Origin of the sequence: Phytopseudomonas daroniae (genome assembly GCF_004327285.1) — a bacterium.
In the GTDB taxonomy this organism is placed as follows: domain Bacteria; phylum Pseudomonadota; class Gammaproteobacteria; order Pseudomonadales; family Pseudomonadaceae; genus Aquipseudomonas; species Aquipseudomonas daroniae.
The window spans coordinates 201599-221464 of sequence record NZ_QJUI01000008.1 but is presented as its reverse complement, the minus strand read 5'-3'; the positions used below and the strand labels follow the sequence as shown (position 1 = coordinate 221464).

Below are 19866 nucleotides of genomic sequence, written 5' to 3'. Positions count from 1 at the left end.
CCGACTCGCAGCAGATCGTGAACAAGCCCTCAGAAAATGAACGGAATGAACATCCGACTGCGCGCCATGTAGTCGCGGTAGGCATCGCCGAAATAAGCCTGGCACTCGCGCTCTTCACACCTGGCGGCCAGCCATAGCAGCACGCTGGACAGCACTCCCAGCACCAGAGTCACGGCCGTCGGTTGTTTCCAGGCGATGCCCCAGGCCAGTAGCAGCAGCGAGCAATACATCGGATGGCGGATGTAGCGGAAGATGCCGCTGGTGACCAGCCTCGACGTGCGCTCGAAGGCGAACAGCTCATCATCCTGACGCCGCTCGTCGGCACGCCCGAAGCGACGCATCTGGTACACGCCCGCGAACAACACCAGCAGTGAAGCCGTCAGCAGCACCCAGGAAATACGCTGATGGGTGGCATCGCGGTTCTCGAACCAGAACGGCGCATTGAGCACCAGCAATACCAGCATCACCTCCCAGGCGATGAAGCGATAAAAACCATGGCTGCGCGGGTTACCCAGCGACCGCCAGGAAATACCCGTCAGGACGATGCTCAGCACCACGAAAACCAGTAATTGCCAGACCCCCACCACATTCCTCCCCAATCGCCCTCTGTTACACTGCTGCGCTCGCACGCCCAGACGCTCGCCATGGATCGCACCCAACTGCACACACTGCTGCCGCACCAGGGCAAGGCGCTCTGGCTGGACTCGCTGCTCGAACACGACGCCAGCAGCATCCGCGGCCTGAGTGGCTGGCACCACCTCGACAGCCTGGGCGAAAACGCTTCGCCTTGCCTGCTGTTCGAAGCCGCCGCGCAACTGTGCGCTGCACATGGTGCCCTATACGGCGACGATGACGCCATCGAAATGGCCCTCGTCGGCAAGCTCTCGCACCTGCAATTGCATCACCAGCCGACACAGCGCGACGGCCAATTGCTGATCAGCGCGATCCAGGAAACGCTGAGCCCGGCGGGCGCCCTGTATGGTTTCAGCGTGCACGCCGATGGATGCCTGCTGCTCGATGGCAAACTCCTGCTGGTGCTCGTCCGTGCTTGAGCTCAACGACCTCGGCTATTGCTACCCCGAAGCCCGCCAGCCGGCGCTGCAAGGTATCGACCTGCACCTGCAGGCAGGGCAATGCCTGGGCCTGCTCGGCAGCAACGGCGCCGGCAAGACCACCCTGCTGTCGCTGCTCAGTGGCGTGCTGCAGCCGCTGAGCGGGCAGATCGTCTGGCAAGGCGAGCGGCGCCTCGGTCTGGTGCCGCAGCAACTGGCGTTCTATGCCGGGCTGAAGGTGAAGGAAAACCTCGAACTGTTTGCCGATCTTTATGAACTGCGCGGCCCTGAACGTCGCCAGCGTCTGGATCGCTGCATCGCCAGTACGGCCCTGGAAGACAAGCTCGAACGCCGCGCCGAACGCCTGTCTGGCGGCGAACAGCGGCGCCTCAACTTCGCCATCGGCCTGCTGCAACCAGCAGAGCTGTATCTGTTCGATGAAGCCACCGTGGGCGTCGACGCCACTAGCCGACAGATGCTGCTCGAGGCCGTCCAGCAGTTGGTCGCCGAAGGCAAGACCGTGATCTACACCAGCCATTACCTCGACGAGGTGGAGCGTGTGGCGGATCGCATCCTGCTGCTCCATGAAGGCCGCGTGCAACTGGATATCGACAAGCACCAACTGCTCGGCGATCAACCGGGCCTGCTCCTGGAATGGCCCGAACGCGCACCTGAAGCGCTGCTGCCGCTGCTCGATGGGCTGGGCCTGAATGTCGAGCATTTGCCCAACGGCGTACGCATCGCCTCGCTGAACGTGGTGCAGTTGCTGGCGATCATCCGCTGCATCGCCGAGCAAGCGCAGGCGCCAAGTCTGCTGCGCTTTGGTCGCCCGTCTCTGGAGCAGCTCTACCTGCACCTCAATGGAGGTCGGCTATGAGACTGCGCGCCCTGGTTCGCAAGGAAATCCTCCTGTTGTTGCGCGATCCACACGCGCTGGCGGTGCTGTTCATCATGCCGACGCTGTTTCTGGTGATCATGGCCGGGGCCATGTCCAGCTACCTGCAGGATCGCCTCCCACCCCTGCAGTTGGTGCTCGAAGCAGCACAGCAGAGCGATTCCAGCCGCTTCTTCCAGAGTGCGCTGCAGGCGCAATTACCCGACAGCCAGTTGCTTGCCAGCGGCCCGCCGGAGATGGCACGCATCAGCCTGGCCGCCGACTTCGACGACAGGCTGCTGGATACGCCTCACCAAGGCCCGGCGCTGAGCTTCCCCGCCCAGTTCGATCGCCTCTCGCGCCAGCGCCTGCACGGCGCCGTGACCATCGCCCTGGCGCAAACCCGACTGCTCGCCTACTTGCAGGACAGCGGCGCGCTGGATGAAAACCTTACTCCGGCCGAACAGCTCGAACTGATCCAGCAACGTACCGAGAGCCATATCGACGAGCGCGAGCGCCTGGCCAGCGGCGACCTGAGCAACCAGGCCAATGCCACGCAGATGAGCGTACCGGCCTGGCTGATCTTCGGCATGTTCTTCGTCGTGCTGCCGATGGCCGGCAGCTTCCAGCGCGAGCAACAGAGCGGCGCGCTGCTGCGTTTTCGTTGCCTGGGTCTGGGACTCGGAACCCTGGCGCTGAGCAAGATGCTGCCTTACCTGGCCATCAACCTGTTGCAGTTCGTGCTGCTCCTGGGCATCGGCATGCACGGCCTGCCGCTGCTCGGGCTGCCAGCGCTGGAACTGAATGGCAGCCTGGCGGCTTACGCACTTGTGGCGGCAAGCATCGCCCTGGCCACCAGTTGCCTCGGCCTGCTGCTGGCGGCACTGGCACGCAGCAGTGAACAAGCGCTTTTGCTTGGCGGCGGGATCAATATAATCCTCGCGGCCATCGGCGGCATCATGGTGCCCAAGAGCGTGATGCCGGAGGCCATGCGCCAACTGGCGGAAGTATCCCCGATGAGCTGGGCGCTCGACGCCTTTCTCACTCTGCTGGTGGGCCACGGCTCACTCAACGACGTAGCCCCCTGGTGCGGGCGCCTGCTGCTGTTCGCAGCACTGGCGGGCGCCAGCGGCTTGTTCCTGTTCCACAAACGAGTACAGCAAACGCAATGGACGACACACTACTAGAAGAAAAGCTCAAGCAATTGCTGATTCGAGAGTGCGACAAGGAAGACGACATCGACTGGCAAAGCATCGACAACGACGAGCCACTGTTCGGCCAGCAGAGCCGTATCCAGATGGATAGCCTGGACGCGCTGCAGGTCTCGCTGGCACTGCAACAGCATTATGGCGTGCGCATCGAAGGTGCCAAGGACGGCCGACGCATCCTGGGCAGCATCGCCAGCATCGCGGCCTTCATCAGGCAGAAGCAGTGACGCCCGTCTATCTTCAGCATGGCGCTCTGCACAGTGCACTCGGCGCCGATCTGCGCGCGGCCAGTGAGGCTCTGCAGCGTGGCGTGCTACCTGACGCGGATACCTTCGTATTGCACGAACTGCAGCAGCCGCGCCCTTACCTGAGCGTGCCGGCGGGCGAGAGCCGGGATCAGCATTTCGACCGTTTGATCCGCGAGACACTTGGCGAGGATGCCAGTGCGCTGGACGACTGCCTGCTGATCGTCGCCAGCACCAGCCTGGATATCAACGAGCTGGAAGAGCGCGTGGGCCAGGACGGCGGCTTCCACCCCGATCACTCGACCTCCCTCGACCTGATCGCCGAGCAACTCCGCGAGCGCTGGGGCTTCGCCGATACCTTTACCCTGAACACCGCGTGCACCAGCGCCGCCAACGGCCTGCTGTATGGCGCCCGCCTGCTCGGCGCGAACCTTTACCGCCGCGCCCTGGTGCTGGCCTTCGAGACGCCCAGCGCAGTAGCTCAGCAAGGCTTCGGCGCGCTGGATCTGATCTCTGCCAGTGGCCACTACCGCCCCTTCCACCCCCAACGCGATGGCCTGATTCTCGGCGAGGCCTACGTGGCCACGCTGCTGGCGCTGGAGCCCGGCCCGGCCCCCTTGGCCAGGCTGCTCGGCGGTTTCAGCGCCTGCGACACCAGCAACCTGACCACCACCCGCGAAGATGGCAGCCATATCGACTGGGTGATGCGCCAAGCCCTGCGCAGCGCTGGCACGAGCGCCGAGCGGATCGGTCTGGTGAAACTGCACGGCACCGCCACCGGCGCCAACGACCGAGCCGAGAGCAACGGCGTGCGCCTGCTGTACGGCGCTGCGCTGCCGCCACTGTGCGTGCTCAAGCCCTGGCTCGGACATACCCTGGGCGCCTGCGGCCTCGCTGAAACCCTGCTGCTGGTGCACAACCTCGCGCATCTGCCGACGTGCGATTACACCGACGAAGCTCTGCTTCCACTGCCGGCCGGGCCGCTCGCCATCGCCGATGACAGCCTGCTGCTGGCCAACTTCTTCGGCTTCGGCGGCAACAACGCCAGCCTGGTGCTGCAGCGCTGCACGGGAGAAGCGTCATGAGCGCAGCCATTGCCGCCTGCAGCGTTCGCGGCAACGCCAGCTGCTCCGATAAGGATCTGAAGGCCGCCCTGGGTGAATGGCTGAACAGCCCGCCGCGGCGCATCGATCGGCTGATTCTCCAGGCGCTGCTGTGCACCGCCCCTCTCAAGGCGCAGGTGCGTCGAGATTGCGGGCTGTATCTGGCATCACGCTACCCGGCACGGGTAACCATGGGTTCACTGCTCGACGCGGTGTGTGTCCGCCAGCTTCAGCCCAAGCCCTTCGAATTCGTCAACAGCGTCAGCAATGCTGCCGGCTTCCACGTCGCGGCCCAACTGGGGCTGGAGGGACCGAACCTGTTTATCGGCGCCGGCCCGCGTGCCTGGAAACAGCTGCAGGCATTGGCCGGACTGGATCTGGCCGACGGCCTGGTCAGCCAGGCGCTGCTGGTGGTGATCGACGAGAACGACGAGTTCGTAGCCCAGGCGGTGCTGATCAATGGGCTGAGCAAAGCGGCAGATTTTGCCGAGCTAACGGCGGGGATCGACGTGCTGCTGTTGCAGCTATAAAAAGCGACTGCTGTATGGCGGGAGCGGCCAGTCGATGATCCGCATTGAACGAAGGATCAGGCCTTCGGCCCCGGATTACGCCTGCGGCTAATCCAGGCTACATTCGTGCCATGGCCTCGTAGGTTGGATTAGCGAAGCGTAATCCGACATTTGGCCGGCACATCCGATACAAATTTCGAACGGCCGCTATCGCCTTACTGCAGCCCTGGCTCAACCCTTGCGCCTGGCCCAGGCCCCGAGTTCTTTCATCAAGACACGTTCCTGGCTGGCAATGCCGCGCAGCATCTCGGCGATCGGCCTGAAATCCGGCGCCTCGCCCTTGCTACGGCTGGCCCGCACGCACGCCGAGGCGAACTGGCGCCAGTCATCGCCCACCGCGGTCATGCGTACCGAGGCCTCTTGCAGCGTGGCATCACCGAGCTTCTCGCCGGCCTCCTGCAGAAAGCTCGCGTACATGAAGCGGAAACCCGCGCCACCGGTGCCGATTTCTTCCTGCATGCGCACGATATGGGTGAGGTACAGACGGTTGTACTTGACCTGCACCGGATCGAGCGCCTCGACGCGCTTGGCCAGGTGCCCGATGCCGCGAATGCCGATCCACGGCAATGGCATGCCATCGAGGATGCGCGAGGTGGACAACACACTCTTGCGAATCAGCCGCTCCCAGTCCTGGTCGGGCGAGACGTCGTCCAGGTAATACATCAGCCCCTTGGCCGCCAGGGCGCCCTTGGCGAAACGCGCCTTCTGCAGATCCTCGGCAGCGCAACGCACCGGCGTCTCGAACACCGGATCGCTGAGCAGGTATTCGTTGCCCTCGCGCCCATAGGCCAGCAGGTTGTGAGCATTGAAGTGAAAGCGCATCTCTGGCGGGAAATACGGCAGCCAGAACACCGAACTCTGCAGCCCGGCCAGGCGACCGCTGTCGAGGGCGGCATCCAAGGCGAGACGGCCCTCCTCGGGACTGGAGAAGGTACGGCTGGTCAGGCGCACGCCCAGACGCTTGCTCAGGGTCTTGATCAGGTGACGGGGCGGCATGCGGTAGGCAATCAGCGGCATGCCGCCGAGCTTGACGATCGGCAGGTAGGCAAAAGCCAGGCCGGATGCCAGGCCGAACGCCATGGGCTCACTCATCGGCAGGCCGGCATGGGTCAGCAGACTGGCCATGACGCCGCTTTCGCAGTGGGCGCTCTGACGGTGCTCGAACGCGCTCATGGTGTTTCCTTCTGATAGCGACGCAACTCGTCGACGGACAGGCCGAAGGCTTCGGCATAACGCGCCAGCAGCGCGGTGCTCAGGCGCCGGTAGATCTCCGGACGAAAATGCCGCCGCACGCGCCATTGCCAGAGCCCGGCTATCTGCGCCAGCGCCGGTTCGTCCATGCGGTAGCGGTACATCAGGCATTTCAGCGGCGACAGCTCGCCGCGACGCCAGGCCGCCTCAGCCTCGGCCGCCTGGGCCTCGAGCTCGGCCACCGCCAATTGCGTGGCATAGGCTTCGGGCTCCCAGCCATCGCTCTGGGTACCCTGGTAATGGCCGCTGGCATCCACGGCATAGACCAGTTTGCTGTGGCCGCCATAGGTGGAGCTGTGATCCTGAGGAACCTCGTCAAGCTTCATGGCCGACCACCGTGAGATGCATGAAGGCACTGGAGAAACGCCCGCTTTCCGGCACGTAGCACAGCAGCTTCTGGCCGCTGCGCAAGCGCCCGCCGTTGAACAGCTCGTCGAGGATGATGAAGATCGACGCCGCGCCGGTATTGCCCTTGCTGGTCAGGTTGGTGAACCAGCGCTCAGTGGGAATCGGCAGGTCGACATTGGCCAGGCCCACGGCCAAGCGTTCACGGAAGAATTCCGAGGAATAGTGCGGCAGGAACCAGTCGATATCCGCCACGCGCAGCTCACGGCGCGTCATGATGCGCCGCAGCGCCTCTTCCACGGTGTACTTGACGATGTTTTCGTTGAGCAGTTTGACGTCCTGCTTGATCGCCATTACCGACTGCCGGGCGCGCTCATCGGCGTCGTAGCGGCTCCAGCCACGCAGGCTGCCGTTTTCCATATCGGCGCCGGCATACATGCAGGCCGGCATCCGGTCGGCGAAGGAGAGAATATCCAGCCAGTCGATACGCAGGCTCAACCCGCTGGCGTTGGGATGACCCTGCAGCAGCACGGCGCCAGCGCCGTCGGACAGCATCCAGCGCAGGAAATCCTTCTCGAAGGCGATTTCCGGATGGTTCTCCAGTTCGTCGACGCGGCTCTCGTACTCGGCATTGAAGTTGCGCGCCTGCATCAGCGTCGACGCCACTTCGGAGCCGCAAGCCACGGCGTTGCGGCTTTCGCCACTGGCCACGCTCATCCAGGCGTATTTCAGCGCGGTCATCCCGCACAGGCAGATACCTGACGTGGTCGCCACCTCGCAGGGCGGATTGCCCAGTTCGCCATGCACCATCACGCCGTGGCCGGGCATCATCTGGTCGGGCGAGGAGGTGCTGGCGACCAGGCAATCCAGGCTGTCCAGCGCGAAGCCCGCGCCTGCCAGCCCACGAATCGCCTCGGCGCTGAGCTGCGCATTGCTCATGCTCGGCTCGCCGCTGCGTGGGTCGATGACGTAGTGGCGCTGCTGGATGCCGTTACGGCGCAAAACCAGCTTGCGCGCGCGCGACGGCTTGCCACCGACCATGCCGAGACGAGCTTCCATTTGCTCGTTGTCGACCGGGTCATGGGGCAGGCAAGCACTGATGCGGTTGATGAATACGGGGGTTACCACGGAATTACCTCGAACCACTTCACTCGCCGGACGGGCCGGCGAAGTAGGCCTTTTCACGCTGGATTCGCGCCTTGAACAGCGGGGCCAACACTTTTTTCAACAGGGCACTGATCGGCACCACGGTCAGAATCAGGCAGATCAGGAACACGATGTACACCACCAGCCCGGCGCCACGGCGCTTGCTCTGCTGCGGGCCGAGGGCGGCAAGCAGCCGGCTCCACAGGGTGAAGCTGCGATTGCCGACCTTTTCGCTGGCGATCAGCTTTTCATCCACCTTCACCGCACCCAGGCCGCTGAGCATCGGCTGCTCGATGGGCTGCTCGTCAGCCAGCAGGCGGCGCGCCATGGCATCGCCGAAGCGGCTGGCATCGGCCATCTGCGTCTCGTCGATACCGGCGCGCGGCACCCAGCTGTAAGGTTTCTGTCGACCGGTGAACATCCACAACGGAGTGGCCAGGAAACTCGCCGCCGTGCCGCAGGCATCGGTCAGCACCACGTTGTCGACCAGTTTTGCGCCCAACGCCTGCAGGCGCGTCTTGACCTTTTCCTGGGCCATCAGCCACATATTGCGGCAGCCGATCAGGGTCACCACGGGCGTATCCTGCAACAGCCGCGCGGCCTCGGGCGTCGCGAGGAAACTGGTGAACGGCAACGACGGCGACAGAAACCACACCTGATAGGCGAGAATCACCAGGTCGTAATCCTTGTCGGCATCGATTGCCAGCGGCAACAGGGGCTGCGGTTGCATCAGCACGGTTTCCGGGAAGATCCGAAAGAAGCCGAGAAAGGGCCACGGAAAGGGAAAAGGCTTGGCCGGCTCCAGCGCCAGGAAATCCACCTGGATGCCGTCACTCGCCTGCAACGGCGCACAGACCGATTGCACCAGGCGGTTCAATTGGCCAGTCTGTGAGAAGTGAACGACTAGAACCTGACGCATTTAAAGCGAATCCCTGCAAAATGGGCGGATTATGCCACAGAGAATTCTTCAAATCGTAACCAAAGGCTGCACGGTCTGCGTAGTGGTTCTCCTGCTCGGGTCTTTATCGGCACAGGCGGGCGATCTGCTGATACGCGTGGAGGACAACCAGAGCGCCGCCACGCTGTACCTGGCCCTGGTGGCCGCCGATCAGGAAAGCTGGGAGCCGATGCTGCGTGAGCTGCAGGGCGAAGGGGAGCAACTGATCCTCAAGGACGTGCCCCCCGGGCGCTTCGCCCTGCAGTTGTTTCAGGACAGCAACGGTAACGGCCGACTCGACCTCAGCCCGCGAGGAATTCCCCTCGAGCCAGTCGGGTTTTCCAGCAACCCGTCCCTGTTCAAGGGCAAGCCCAAGCCAAAGGACGCCCAGTTCGAGCACGGTGAAGACGACACCCTGATCGGCGTACGCTTGCACCAGCCCCGGGCAAACAGCAGACTTGCCGCCCCGTGAGCGAGCAGCCTTAGCGGCGCATGCGAGGTGCACTCTGCTACCCCGCCGCCGAGGGATGCCTTCAACGACCAGCGTTGCACCGAAGCGCTGGAGCAGGTGCGACTGCACGGCTGCCGGCAAGCTGGCGCACAGCGACCACTGGGAAAACGCCTGCCGCCCCGGCGAACAGCAACGCCTGGCCTTCGCCCACGTGCTGCTGCACCGCCCCGACTACCTGTTCCTCGACGAAGCCATCTTGGCACTGGACAACGCCAACGAAGACAACCTCTACCTGCTGCTGGCCGAACACCACGATCATCAGCGTGGCGCACCACCAGAACCAGGAGCGTTACCATGACAGAACGTTATGGTTGGAAGGAAAGTGGACGGCATGGGTCAAGCCAATGGACTTGCGAAAAGATCGGGATCTCGGCTGGGAATCGGCCAACTCCGATTACGAGATCAGCCGCGCAATGTTCTTCCTGGAACCCTTGACGAAATAGCGGCGCCCCTGGACGTCCTCGACATAGAGCTTCTCGGCCTCCAGCACACTATCTCCAGAGCAATTGCATAAGTGGAAACCATAATCTTCCCGATGGATCAGCATCTCGAATACCTCTCTTTCGGCAAGACGCAGGGCGGAATGCTGAGCCAGCATAGCCTTATCGATCCACACGCCAAGCTGACCTCCACTCTCCTCAGGCGGCTGTATCGGCCGCAATGTGCTGGCCCACTCCCCCTCTCGGCTTGACTTCACCAGGTAGGCGAGCATCACCGGCCGCCTTCCTACATTGACGACACGAATACGCAGGCTTGGATCGGGCTCCAGGCTTCGGGAGTGGTCGTAGTAGATGGACGAATAGGCCTTTATCCGAGCCCGATCCCGCACGACGTTGTATAGGCTGACTCCCATGCTGACGCAGGAAACCAGCAAGGCCAGAAGCGCGATGAAGATACCGGTATCGAAGGACATGCAAGCGCCCCCTCTCGAACGGTCAGCGGTGATACGCCGCCGACAGCTCGTGCACGGCCTCGAGGAAGGCGCCGGCATGGGCCGGGTCGACTTCCGGGGTGATGCCGTGTCCCAGGTTGAACACGTGGCCGCTGCCAGTGCCGTAGCTGGCGAGAATGCGCGCGACCTCGGCGCGGATCGCCGCAGGCTTGGCATACAGCACGGTGGGATCCATATTGCCTTGCAGCGCCACCTGGGCGCCGACGCGGCTGCGCGCTTCGCCGATGTCACAGCTCCAGTCCAGCCCCAGCGCGTCGGCACCGGTAGCCGCCATCGACTCCAGCCACAATCCGCCATTCTTGGTGAACAGGATCACCGGGATGGTGCGCCCGTCATGCTCGCGGATCAGGCCGTCGACGATCTTCTGCATGTAAGCCAGGGAGAACGTCTGGTAAGCCGCTGACGACAGGTTGCCGCCCCAGGTGTCGAATATCTGCACTGCTTGCGCGCCCGCGCGAATCTGCCCGTTGAGATAGGCCGTGACCGACTGCGCCAGCTTGTCGAGCAGTGCGTGCATGGCCTGCGGGTTGTCGTAGAGCATGGCCTTGATTTTGCGGAAGTCTTTCGACGAGCCGCCCTCGACCATATAGGTCGCCAGCGTCCACGGGCTGCCCGAGAAACCGATCAGCGGCACACGGCCACCCAATGCCGACTTGATGGTACGTACCGCATCCATCACGTAACCGAGATCCTTTTCCGGATCGGGAATCGGCAGCGCGTCGACATCGGCGGCGTTGTCGATCACCTTGCGAAAACGCGGCCCCTCGCCGGTCTCGAAATACAGGCCCTGGCCCATGGCGTGGGGAATGGTGAGGATGTCGGAGAACAGGATCGCCGCGTCCAGCTGCGGATAACGATCCAGCGGCTGCAGGGTGACTTCGCAGGCGAACTCGGGGTTCATCATCAGGCTCATGAAATCGCCGGCCCTGGCCCGGCTGGCCCGGTACTCGGGCAGGTAACGACCGGCCTGACGCATCATCCACACCGGCGTGACGTCGACGGGTTGCTTGAGCAGAGCACGCAGGAAACGGTCGTTCTTCAGGGCAGTCATGGCGGTTCCCGAACACAAGTAATCGACAAAAAAGTGCGGGCATTCTCGCAGAGCGCAAAAAAAAAGGCACGGCGAGTGCCGTGCCTTTCGTCCATCGCGACGATATGCCGCGACTCTGTCACCAGCTTCTGTAGGGTAGAAACTTACCGTTGAGGACGATCTGCACACGGTCGCCCTTCGGGTCGGCGACACGGGAAATATCCATGCTGAAGTCGATGGCGCTCATGATGCCGTCGCCGAACTCCTCATGGATCAGCTCCTTGATGGTCTCGCCATAGACGTTGATCATCTCGTAGAACCGATAGATCAGCGGATCGGTGGGGATGGCCTTGTCCCAATGCTTGTGCGGGAAGGCCTGCAGCGCGGCGGAGACCTCCTCGGGCAACTTGAGCATTTCACACAGGGCGTCGGCCTGAACCTTGGGCATGCTGTTCATGCCCAGGCAAGCCGAGGTCGTCCACACCGGTGACATGCCGATACCCTGGCCAAGAGCCGCCCAGTCCAGGCCAAGGCGTTCCCTGGCGGCGCTAATGGTGGTGCGCATCTGTTGCTTATCCATGGTGAAGCTCCTTCACGGGGGTCAGTGGTACAGCCCTGGCGGCAGCGGCCGGCTCGTCCAGGGCGGGGTTGATCTCGGGCGGGAAGCCCTGCTCGTCGGCGACAGTGCGCCCGCGCAGCTCGTGCGAGCGGTTCACCAGAAAATCCACCAGGTGGTTGCGGATGCGGTAGTACGCCGGGTGGTGGATGACCTGGTCGCGCTGGCGTGGCCGTGGCAGGTCGATGCACACCGATTCGGCGATGCGCGCCTGCGGGCCGTTGGTCATCAGCAGGATGCGGTCGGAGAGCAGGATCGCCTCGTCGACGTCATGGGTGATCATGAATACCGTCTGCTTGGTGGCGCTCCAGATCTTGAGCAGCTCGTCCTGGATCACCCCGCGGGTCAGGGCATCCAGCGCACCGAAGGGTTCGTCGAGCAGCAACAGTTGCGGCTGGGTGGCGAAGGCGCGGGCAATGCTCACGCGCTGGCGCATGCCACCGGACAGCTGCGCCGGCTTGCGCGCCTCGGAGCCGCCCAGACCGACCATTTCCAGGTACTTGCGGCTGTGCGCGCGGCGCTGCTCCTTCGACCAGCCGGGAAAGCGCGCGCGTACGCCGAACTCGACGTTCTCCAGCGCGCTGAGCCAGGGCAGCAGGCTGTAGTTCTGGAACACCACACCGCGTTCGAGGCTGGGGCCGGCGACTTCCTTGCCGGCCATCTCCAGCGTGCCTTCGCTGAAGCTGTCCAGCCCGGCCAACGCATTGAGGATGGTGGATTTGCCGCAACCGGAATGGCCGATGATGCAGACGAACTCACCTTGATCGAGACCGAAGCTGACATCTTCGAATACCGTCAGCGGCTCGCTGCCGGGCTGCGGAAAACGCTTGGCCAGGCGGCGGGCATCGAGAAAATAGCGGGACATGACATCACTCCTGATAGCTGACGAGACGGGCGACGCTGCCCAGCAGAAGGTCGAGCAGCATGCCGACCACGCCGATCATCAGGATCGAGAAGATCACGCTGGCCAGGTTCAGGTTGTTCCACTCGTTCCACACGTAGTAACCGATGCCGGTGCCACCGACGAGCATCTCGGCGGCGACGATCACCAGCCAGGCGATGCCCACCGAGATACGCATGCCGGTAAGGATGGTCGGCAGCGCGGCGGGCAGGATCACGCTGAACGCGGTGCGCAGCGGCCCCAGTTCATGGGTGCGGGCGACGTTGATCCAGTCGCGCCGTACACCGGCGACACCGAACGCGGTGTTGAGCAGCATCGGCCATACCGAGCAGATGAAGATCACGAAGATCGCCGAGGTCTGCGAATCCTTGATCACGAACAGCGCCAGCGGCATCCAGGCCAGCGGCGAGATCGGTCGCAGGATCTGGATGAAGGGATTGAGCGCGCGATACATCAGTGGCGACATGCCGATGACGAAGCCGACCGGAATCGCCACCAGCGCCGCCAGCAGATAGCCGGTCAGCACCCGGTACAGCGAATGCGCGAGCTGGATGCCGATGCCCTTGTCGTTCGGCCCGTTGTCATAGAACGGCTGGCTCAGCTCGGCATAGGCATGCGCCAGCACCACCGAAGGCGGCGGCACCCGCGCTTCCTGCTCGGCCTCGCCCATCAGCATGGCGTATTCGTCATCGGCGCTCACCGCCGCGCCAGCCGGCACCCGGCAGAGCACCTCCCAGACGGCGAGCAGCAGTACCAGCAGAAACGCGGAGAGGATCGCCGCGCGCAGGGAAATGGACGCTTTCATCATGACCTCCGCATGGCAAAGCTGGCCAGGTAACCTTCCGGGTCTGCCGGATCGAACGGCTTGCCCATCACGCTGAAGGACTTGTAGGCATCGGCCGGCACCGGCAGACCGAGGTCGCTCATCACCTTGCCGGCATCGGCCGCGAGGAATACCCGCTCGGCGATGTTGCGGTAATCGACATCACCCTGCAGGTAACCCCAGCGCTTCATCTGGGTGAGAATCCACACCGCCATCGACTGCCAGGGGAAGGGGTCGAAGTCGATACGCTGCGGCTCGTCATGGATATTGCCCAGGCCATCGGCGTAGCGCCCGCTGAGCACCTGCTGCACCACCGGTACCGGCTGGTTGAGGTAATTGCGGGTAGAGATCGCCTCGGCCACTTCCTTGCGATTCTCGGCCTTGGAGGAATACTGCGTGGCGTCGATCAGCGCATGCAGCAGCGCGCCATAGGTATTGGGATTCTCGCTGGCGAAGCGCTGGCTGCAGGCGAAGGCGCAGCACGGGTGGCCCGGCCACAGCTCCTTGGTCAGCAGGTGGATGAAGCCGACTTTCTCCCACACCGCGCGCTGGTTGAACGGATCAGGCGAGAGAAAGCCGTCGAGGTTGCCGGCGCGCAGGTTGGCGACCATCTCCGGTGGCGGCACCACACGGATCTGGATGTCGCGATCCGGATCCAGGCCATGCTCGGCGACGTAATAGCGCAGCAGGAAGTTGTGCATCGAGTACTCGAAGGGCACCCCGAAACGCATGCCCTTCCACAGCTTCGGATCGCGCTTGTCCTGATGCTGCATGCCCAGCACGATGGCCTGGCCGTTGATGTTCTCCAGCACCGGCATGACGAAAGGCGTCTGCGTCGAACCCAGGCCGAGAGTGATGGCCAGCGGCATCGGCGAGAGCATGTGCGAAGCGTCGTACTCGCCGGCCAGCGACTTGTCGCGCGCCACGGCCCAGCCCGCGGTCTTCACCGTTTCCACGTCCAGCCCGTACTTGGCGTAGAAGCCCATCGGCTCGGCCATGATGATCGGCGTGGCGCAGGTAATGGGCACGAAGCCGATCTTCAGGCGCGTTTTCTCCAGCGGGCCGAGGCTGTCCTTGACCGCGGCCTTGACCGCATCCAGCGGGATCAGGCTGCCAAGGATCGCCGCCGCGACGCCGCCGCCGATCAGCCCCATGAAACTGCGCCGGGAGCACTCGTCATGGCCGAACACGCCACGCACGATGGCATTCTCCACGGCGCGATCGAGCATTTCCTCGCTGCTCGAAGGCAGCGCGCCGGCACTGGGCGTGCAGCGCTGACAGGCACACCCGGCAGCGTGGGACAGCTCGCTGTCGGGGCTGAATGGATCGTCCAGGCTGTTGACGCTCATCGTGATCACTCCTGCGATGGCCTGCCCCAAATTGGTGAGGCGGGCACTGACTGGGCTGGGCCATTGGCGGCCGGTTCATATCAGCTATTGCAGGAGCTGTACCAGCTCGAATAATCACGTAATAGATTGATAAATAATGATTTTTATAGATTTTAAAAATAACGAAATATCGTAATAAACGATATTTCGTCACAGCAAAAAACGACTATTCGTCAAATGGCACGACCCTTGATAGAGCCTGAGCAAGGTAAAGCCACACGGACACCACCATGCCCGACCCAACCACGGCGAGCACATTGCTGCTGCGCCATATGCAAAGCGCCAGCCTGGTCATCGACCCGACGAGCGATCGCATCCTGCATGCCAACCCTGCCTGCAGCGAGTTGCTCGGCTGGCCGATGAACGCGTTGCTCACGCAACGCGCCAGCCGCCTCTGGGCTCACGACCTGGGCTCCCTGGTGACCTTCACCGAAGAGGTGCAGGTACGCGGCCATGCCTGGCGCGACGGCCTGGGACTGCTGCGCCGGGATGGCGAACGATTGGAGGTGGAGATCAGTGGGAGCCGTCTGCAGCATGATGGCGCCATCCTGCTCGGCCTGCTGATTCAGGAGCGGCGTCAGCTCGACGCCCTGCGCGGGCTGGCCGAAGCCGAACGTTATCAGCGCCAGGGCTTGCTGGAGTGGCAGGGGGTCGAACGCATCTTCCGCCAGTTCGAACGGCAGAACCATCTGATCCTCGGCGCTGCCGGCGAGGGCATCTACGGCGTCAACCGTGACGGCGAAACCACCTTCGTCAATCCCGCCGCCGAACGTATTCTCGGCTGGCGCGGCGAAGACCTGATCGGCCACAACATTCACGACCTCATCCACCACCACCATCCGGATGGCAGCACCTACGACGGCCACACCTGCCCCATCTACGCCGCGTTCAACGACGGCGAGGTGCACCAGGTGGCGGACGAGGTGTTCTGGAACAAGGACGGCAAACCGATCCCGGTGGAATACACCAGCACGCCGCTACGCGACGACGGCGAACTGGTCGGTGCGGTGGTGGTGTTCCGCGACATCAGCGAGCGTCTGGAGACCGAGCGCAGGCTGCGCCAGGCCCTGAGCGAGGTGCAGCAGCTCAAGCAGCGCCTGGAGCTGGAGAACGCCTACCTGCAGGAAGAGATTCGCGGCGAATACGCCCAGCACGATCTGGTCGGGCGCAGCGCAGCCATGCAGCAGGTGATCCACCAGATCGAGCTGGTCGCCCCCACCGGCGCCAACGTGCTGATCACCGGCGAATCGGGCACCGGCAAGGAGCTGATTGCCCGCGCCATCCACGACAACAGTGGCCGCAGCAGCCGGCCGCTGATTCGGGTGAACTGCGCCGCGGTGCCACGCGAGCTGTTCGAGAGCGAGTTCTTCGGCCATATCCGCGGCGCCTTCACCGGCGCGCTGAACGATCGGGTCGGGCGTTTCGAACTGGCCGATGGCGGCACGCTGTTTCTCGACGAAGTCGGTGAAATCCCTCTGGAGCTGCAAAGCAAGCTGCTGCGCGTACTGCAGGAACAGCAACTGGAACGGGTCGGCGATACGCGCACGCGTCAGGTCGACGTACGGGTGATCGCCGCCACCAACCGCGACCTGCGCCAGGAGGTGCGCGCCGGGCGTTTCCGCGAGGATCTGTACTTTCGCCTCAATGTCTTTCCCATCGAGTCGGCGCCGCTGCGCCAACGCCCGGAGGATATCCCGTCCCTGGCACAGCACTTTCTCGAGCGCGTCTGCCGTCAGTTGAATCGTCCGCAGCCCAGCCTGCGTCTGGCCGATATCCAGCATCTGCAGGCCTACTCCTGGCCGGGCAACATCCGGGAGTTGGAGAATCTTATCGAGCGCGCCGTGATCATCTCACCCGGCACGCGCTTACGCCTGGATCTGCCCAGCGAAAGTCCGGATGAGCTACCGGGGCCCCTGCCGAGAGAACAGGACACGCGCATCCTCACACAAGGCGAGCTACGCCGACAAACGCGCGACAACCTGATCACGGCGCTCAGCGCCTGTGCCGGCAAGATAGCCGGCGCTCAAGGCGCGGCTCGCCTCCTTGATCTCAAACCCACCACCTTGCGCTCGCGCCTGGATAGTTTCGCCATTGACCCTCGCGACTATCGTCCACAACCGGCCCGGCGCCGCGAGTACATCGCCACCGATCAGACCTAGCGTAGCAGCGCCTTGCGCCGATGCCCTTCTGCATCGGCGGTGCGCATGGCAGCGAGCACGCTTGCTGCATCCACCGCGAAGGGTTCGTTGTGGATACTTTCACCCGCTGCACAGGCGAGCTCGGCGACGCGCAACAGGTCGGCATCGCTGACCTCGGGCAGACCGATTTCGGCCAGCGTGACCGGCAAGCCAACGGCGAGACAGAAATCGTAGACCTCATCGATCAGTGCCGGCGCGCTGTCGCGCAACATCAGCATGCTCAGCACGCCGAAGGTGACTTTCTCGCCATGCCAGTAGGCATGCGTACCTTCAAGGGCCGTGAAGCCATTGTGAATCGCGTGGGCAGCGGCCAGGCCGCCACTCTCGAAACCCAGGCCGGAAAGCAGCGTATTGGCCTCGATGACATGCTCCAGCGCGGGCGTCACCACCTGCTGGCGACAGGCCTGCAATGCCAGGGGCCCGTACTCCAGCAACGTGTCGTAGCAGAAGCGCGCCAGCGCATGGGCCGTACGCGGCCCCTGGCGGCCGGTCATGTTCGCGGCGCCACTGATGCGGCAATCTTCGGCCTCGAACCAGGTAGCCAGGGCATCGCCCATACCGGAAACCAGAAAGCGCGCCGGCGCCTGGGCGATCACCTGGCTGTCGACCAGTACCAGATCCGGATTACGCGGTAGCACCAGATAACGCTTGAAGGCACCCTCGGCGGTGTAGATCACCGACAACGCGCTGCACGGCGCATCGCTGGAGGCCAGAGTCGGCACCACCGCTACGGGCAGGCCCAGCTCATGGGCGAGGGCCTTGGCAGTGTCCAGCGCCTTGCCGCCGCCCATGCCGAGGATCACCTCGGGTTCGCCCTGTTGCGCCAACGCTACCAGCCGGGCGATTTCCTCGTCACTGCACTCACCGGCAAAACGCACGCGCTGACAATCGAGATGACCAGCGCAGGTCTTTTCCAGCAGATCGCCCAGGTGATCGTCGGCGAAAGGATCGAGCAGCGCCAATGCCTTGCCGCCGAAGCGCGACAGTTCGACACCGAGTTGCTCGAGCGCAGCGCGGCCCTGCACATAACGGGATGGAAAGATGGCAGTAGTCAGCATGGGAACCTCCAGAGAAAACCCTGGAGGTACTGTAAAGGCGCGATGAACGCGGCGTATTGCCTCAGGTCAGCAAAGGGTCAGAAACGACGAGGCCGGCATGCTGCCGGCCTCGTCGGAAGGCGTACTGCTCAGACACCGAGGTAGTCGAGAATCCCTTCCGCCGCATTGCGGCCTTCGTAGATGGCCGTTACCACCAGGTCGGAACCGCGCACCATGTCACCACCGGCGAACACCTTCGGATTGCTGGTCTGGTGCTTGAAGGTGGCCTTTTCCGGCGCGACCACACGGCCTTGGGTGTCGATACGGATATCGAACTCCTCGAACCAGGGCGCCGGGCTCGGGCGGAACCCGAAGGCGATCAGCACCGCTTCCGCCGGGATGATCTCTTCGGAACCCGGGATCGGCTCGGGGCTGCGACGGCCACGGGCATCCGGCTCGCCGAGACGGGTCTCGACCACCTTCACACCTTCGACCTTGTCCTCGCCAACGATGGCGATGGGCTGGCGGTTGAAGAGGAACTTCACGCCCTCTTCCTTGGCATTCTTCACTTCCTTGCGCGAGCCCGGCATGTTCGCTTCGTCACGGCGATAGGCGCAGGTCACGGCCTTGGCACCCTGGCGGATCGAGGTACGGTTGCAGTCCATCGCGGTGTCACCACCGCCGAGAACCACGACGCGCTTGCCCCTCATGTCGACGAAGTCTTCCGGCGCTTTCTCGAAACCGAGGTTGCGATTGACGTTGGCGATCAGGAAATCCAGCGCATCGTGTACGCCCGGCAGGTCTTCGCCCGGGAAACCGCCCTTCATGTAGGTGTAGGTACCCATGCCCATGAACACGGCATCGTACTCATCCAGCAGTTGCTGGAGAGTGATGTCCTTGCCCACGTCGGTGTTCAGGCGAAACTCGATGCCCATGCCGCTGAAAACTTCGCGACGATTGCTCAGCACGCTCTTTTCCAGCTTGAACTCGGGAATGCCGAAGGTCAGCAGACCGCCGATTTCCGGGTTCTTGTCGAACACCACGGGGGTCACGCCGTTGCGCACCAGAACATCGGCACAGCCCAGGCCTGCGGGGCCGGCCCCGATCACCGCGACACGCTTGCCGGTCGGTTTGACCTTGGACATGTCCGGACGCCAGCCCATGGCGAAGGCGGTGTCGGTGATGTACTTCTCCACCGAACCGATGGTCACTGCGCCGAAGCCGTCGTTGAGGGTGCAGGCACCTTCGCACAGGCGATCCTGCGGGCACACGCGGCCACAGACTTCCGGCAGGGTGTTGGTCTGGTGGCTGAGCTCGGCAGCGGCCAGAATGTTGCCCTCGGAGACCAGCTTCAACCAGTTGGGGATGAAGTTGTGTACAGGGCACTTCCACTCGCAGTATGGGTTGCCGCAGCCCAGGCAGCGGTGCGCCTGGTCGCCGGCCTGGGCCGGCTTGAAGGTGTCGTAGATCTCGACGAATTCTTTCTTGCGCTGACGCAGCAGCTTCTTCTTCGGGTCTTTGCGCCCGACCTCGATGAACTGGAAGTCGTTATTCAGACGTTCAGCCATGTCATAAACCTCTTAACAGCGGCGGCAAGCTGCAAGCTGCAAGCCGCAAGACAATCACGGTGGCCGGCATGCCCCTGCTCCTAACTTGCAGCTTGAGGCTTGCCACTTGCAG

At 63.5% G+C, this 19866-nt stretch carries 22 protein-coding genes; 9 read left to right on the top strand and 13 right to left on the bottom strand.

Going from position 1 to position 19866, the window contains the following annotated elements:
* Window positions 1-29: 29 nt before the first annotated feature.
* Window positions 30-584 carry a methyltransferase family protein gene (locus DNK06_RS11105; protein ID WP_131180092.1) on the bottom strand — a complete coding sequence of 185 codons (555 nt, stop codon included), beginning with the start codon at window positions 582-584 and terminating at the stop codon, window positions 30-32.
* 60 nt (window positions 585-644) lie between these two features.
* Between DNK06_RS11105 and DNK06_RS11100 the strand changes: the two genes are divergently transcribed.
* The 6 genes from DNK06_RS11100 to DNK06_RS11075 are packed head-to-tail and all read left to right on the top strand — an operon-like array spanning window position 645 to window position 5012.
* Window positions 645-1052, top strand: a complete 408-nt coding sequence (locus DNK06_RS11100; RefSeq protein ID WP_131180091.1) for a hotdog family protein — start codon at window positions 645-647, stop codon at window positions 1050-1052.
* Window positions 1045-1929 (top strand): ABC transporter ATP-binding protein, encoded by an 885-nt coding sequence (locus DNK06_RS11095; protein ID WP_131180090.1) that lies wholly within the window; start codon window positions 1045-1047, stop codon window positions 1927-1929. The genes DNK06_RS11100 and DNK06_RS11095 overlap by 8 nt, the downstream gene beginning before the upstream one ends.
* Window positions 1926-3113 carry an ABC transporter permease gene (locus DNK06_RS11090; protein ID WP_131180089.1) on the top strand — a complete coding sequence of 396 codons (1188 nt, stop codon included), beginning with the start codon at window positions 1926-1928 and terminating at the stop codon, window positions 3111-3113. The genes DNK06_RS11095 and DNK06_RS11090 overlap by 4 nt, the downstream gene beginning before the upstream one ends.
* The gene (locus tag DNK06_RS11085) at window positions 3095-3361 is read left to right on the top strand and encodes an acyl carrier protein (protein ID WP_131180088.1); all 267 of its coding nucleotides are present in this window, start codon (window positions 3095-3097) and stop codon (window positions 3359-3361) included. The genes DNK06_RS11090 and DNK06_RS11085 overlap by 19 nt, the downstream gene beginning before the upstream one ends.
* Window positions 3358-4464 (top strand): beta-ketoacyl synthase N-terminal-like domain-containing protein, encoded by a 1107-nt coding sequence (locus DNK06_RS11080; protein WP_131180087.1) that lies wholly within the window; start codon window positions 3358-3360, stop codon window positions 4462-4464. The genes DNK06_RS11085 and DNK06_RS11080 overlap by 4 nt, the downstream gene beginning before the upstream one ends.
* A complete protein-coding gene (locus DNK06_RS11075) occupies window positions 4461-5012 on the top strand; it encodes a hypothetical protein (RefSeq protein WP_131180086.1) in 552 nt (183 codons plus the stop codon). Before DNK06_RS11080 ends, DNK06_RS11075 begins: the two co-directional genes overlap by 4 nt.
* 210 nt (window positions 5013-5222) lie before the next feature.
* On the opposite strand, the gene darH is transcribed toward DNK06_RS11075, so the two are convergent.
* Genes darH through DNK06_RS11055 form a run of 4 tightly spaced genes read right to left on the bottom strand, consistent with a single transcriptional unit; the run spans window position 5223 to window position 8712 of the window.
* Complete coding sequence (gene darH / locus DNK06_RS11070; protein WP_131180085.1) at window positions 5223-6224, bottom strand: BtrH-related acyltransferase DarH; 1002 nt, start codon at window positions 6222-6224, stop codon at window positions 5223-5225.
* On the bottom strand, window positions 6221-6628 hold the full coding sequence (locus DNK06_RS11065; protein ID WP_131180084.1) for a DarG family dialkylresorcinol biosynthesis protein: 408 nt from the start codon (window positions 6626-6628) through the stop codon (window positions 6221-6223). Before DNK06_RS11065 ends, darH begins: the two co-directional genes overlap by 4 nt.
* Window positions 6618-7775: a beta-ketoacyl-ACP synthase III gene (locus DNK06_RS11060; RefSeq protein WP_131180083.1), complete on the bottom strand. Its 1158-nt coding sequence runs from the start codon at window positions 7773-7775 to the stop codon at window positions 6618-6620. Before DNK06_RS11060 ends, DNK06_RS11065 begins: the two co-directional genes overlap by 11 nt.
* A 19-nt stretch (window positions 7776-7794) precedes the next feature.
* Complete coding sequence (locus DNK06_RS11055) at window positions 7795-8712, bottom strand: dialkylrecorsinol condensing enzyme (RefSeq protein ID WP_131180082.1); 918 nt, start codon at window positions 8710-8712, stop codon at window positions 7795-7797.
* 82 nt (window positions 8713-8794) lie between these two features.
* On the opposite strand from DNK06_RS11055, the gene DNK06_RS11050 reads away from it, so the two are divergent.
* Window positions 8795-9202: a DUF2141 domain-containing protein gene (locus tag DNK06_RS11050; protein WP_131180081.1), complete on the top strand. Its 408-nt coding sequence runs from the start codon at window positions 8795-8797 to the stop codon at window positions 9200-9202.
* 55 nt (window positions 9203-9257) lie between these two features.
* Entirely contained in the window at window positions 9258-9539 is a 282-nt protein-coding gene (locus DNK06_RS11045; RefSeq protein ID WP_131180080.1) for a hypothetical protein, read from the top strand.
* 96 nt (window positions 9540-9635) lie between these two features.
* On the opposite strand, the gene DNK06_RS11040 is transcribed toward DNK06_RS11045, so the two are convergent.
* The 6 genes from DNK06_RS11040 to DNK06_RS11015 all read right to left on the bottom strand — a co-directional run bounded on the left by DNK06_RS11040 (window position 9636) and on the right by DNK06_RS11015 (window position 14912).
* Window positions 9636-10154 (bottom strand): hypothetical protein, encoded by a 519-nt coding sequence (locus DNK06_RS11040; RefSeq protein WP_131180079.1) that lies wholly within the window; start codon window positions 10152-10154, stop codon window positions 9636-9638.
* 22 nt (window positions 10155-10176) lie between these two features.
* Entirely contained in the window at window positions 10177-11244 is a 1068-nt protein-coding gene (hemE, locus tag DNK06_RS11035; RefSeq protein WP_131180078.1) for a uroporphyrinogen decarboxylase, read from the bottom strand.
* Window positions 11245-11362: 118 nt separating this feature from the next.
* Window positions 11363-11803: a cyanase gene (gene cynS / locus DNK06_RS11030; protein WP_131180077.1), complete on the bottom strand. Its 441-nt coding sequence runs from the start codon at window positions 11801-11803 to the stop codon at window positions 11363-11365.
* Entirely contained in the window at window positions 11796-12704 is a 909-nt protein-coding gene (locus DNK06_RS11025; protein WP_131180076.1) for an ABC transporter ATP-binding protein, read from the bottom strand. The genes cynS and DNK06_RS11025 overlap by 8 nt, the downstream gene beginning before the upstream one ends.
* Window positions 12705-12708: 4 nt before the next feature.
* Window positions 12709-13545: a nitrate ABC transporter permease gene (ntrB, locus tag DNK06_RS11020; RefSeq protein ID WP_131180075.1), complete on the bottom strand. Its 837-nt coding sequence runs from the start codon at window positions 13543-13545 to the stop codon at window positions 12709-12711.
* On the bottom strand, window positions 13545-14912 hold the full coding sequence (locus tag DNK06_RS11015; RefSeq protein WP_131180074.1) for a CmpA/NrtA family ABC transporter substrate-binding protein: 1368 nt from the start codon (window positions 14910-14912) through the stop codon (window positions 13545-13547). The genes ntrB and DNK06_RS11015 overlap by 1 nt, the downstream gene beginning before the upstream one ends.
* Before the next feature lie 269 nt (window positions 14913-15181).
* Here DNK06_RS11015 and DNK06_RS11010 point away from each other — a divergent pair, with 269 nt between their 5' ends.
* Entirely contained in the window at window positions 15182-17110 is a 1929-nt protein-coding gene (locus DNK06_RS11010; protein WP_131180073.1) for a sigma 54-interacting transcriptional regulator, read from the top strand.
* On the opposite strand, the gene DNK06_RS11005 is transcribed toward DNK06_RS11010, so the two are convergent.
* Window positions 17107-18207, bottom strand: a complete 1101-nt coding sequence (locus DNK06_RS11005; RefSeq protein ID WP_131180072.1) for a glycerol dehydrogenase — start codon at window positions 18205-18207, stop codon at window positions 17107-17109. The genes DNK06_RS11010 and DNK06_RS11005 overlap by 4 nt on opposite strands.
* A gap of 128 nt (window positions 18208-18335) precedes the next feature.
* Window positions 18336-19754 carry an FAD-dependent oxidoreductase gene (locus DNK06_RS11000; protein ID WP_131180071.1) on the bottom strand — a complete coding sequence of 473 codons (1419 nt, stop codon included), beginning with the start codon at window positions 19752-19754 and terminating at the stop codon, window positions 18336-18338.
* Window positions 19755-19866: the final 112 nt, after the last annotated feature.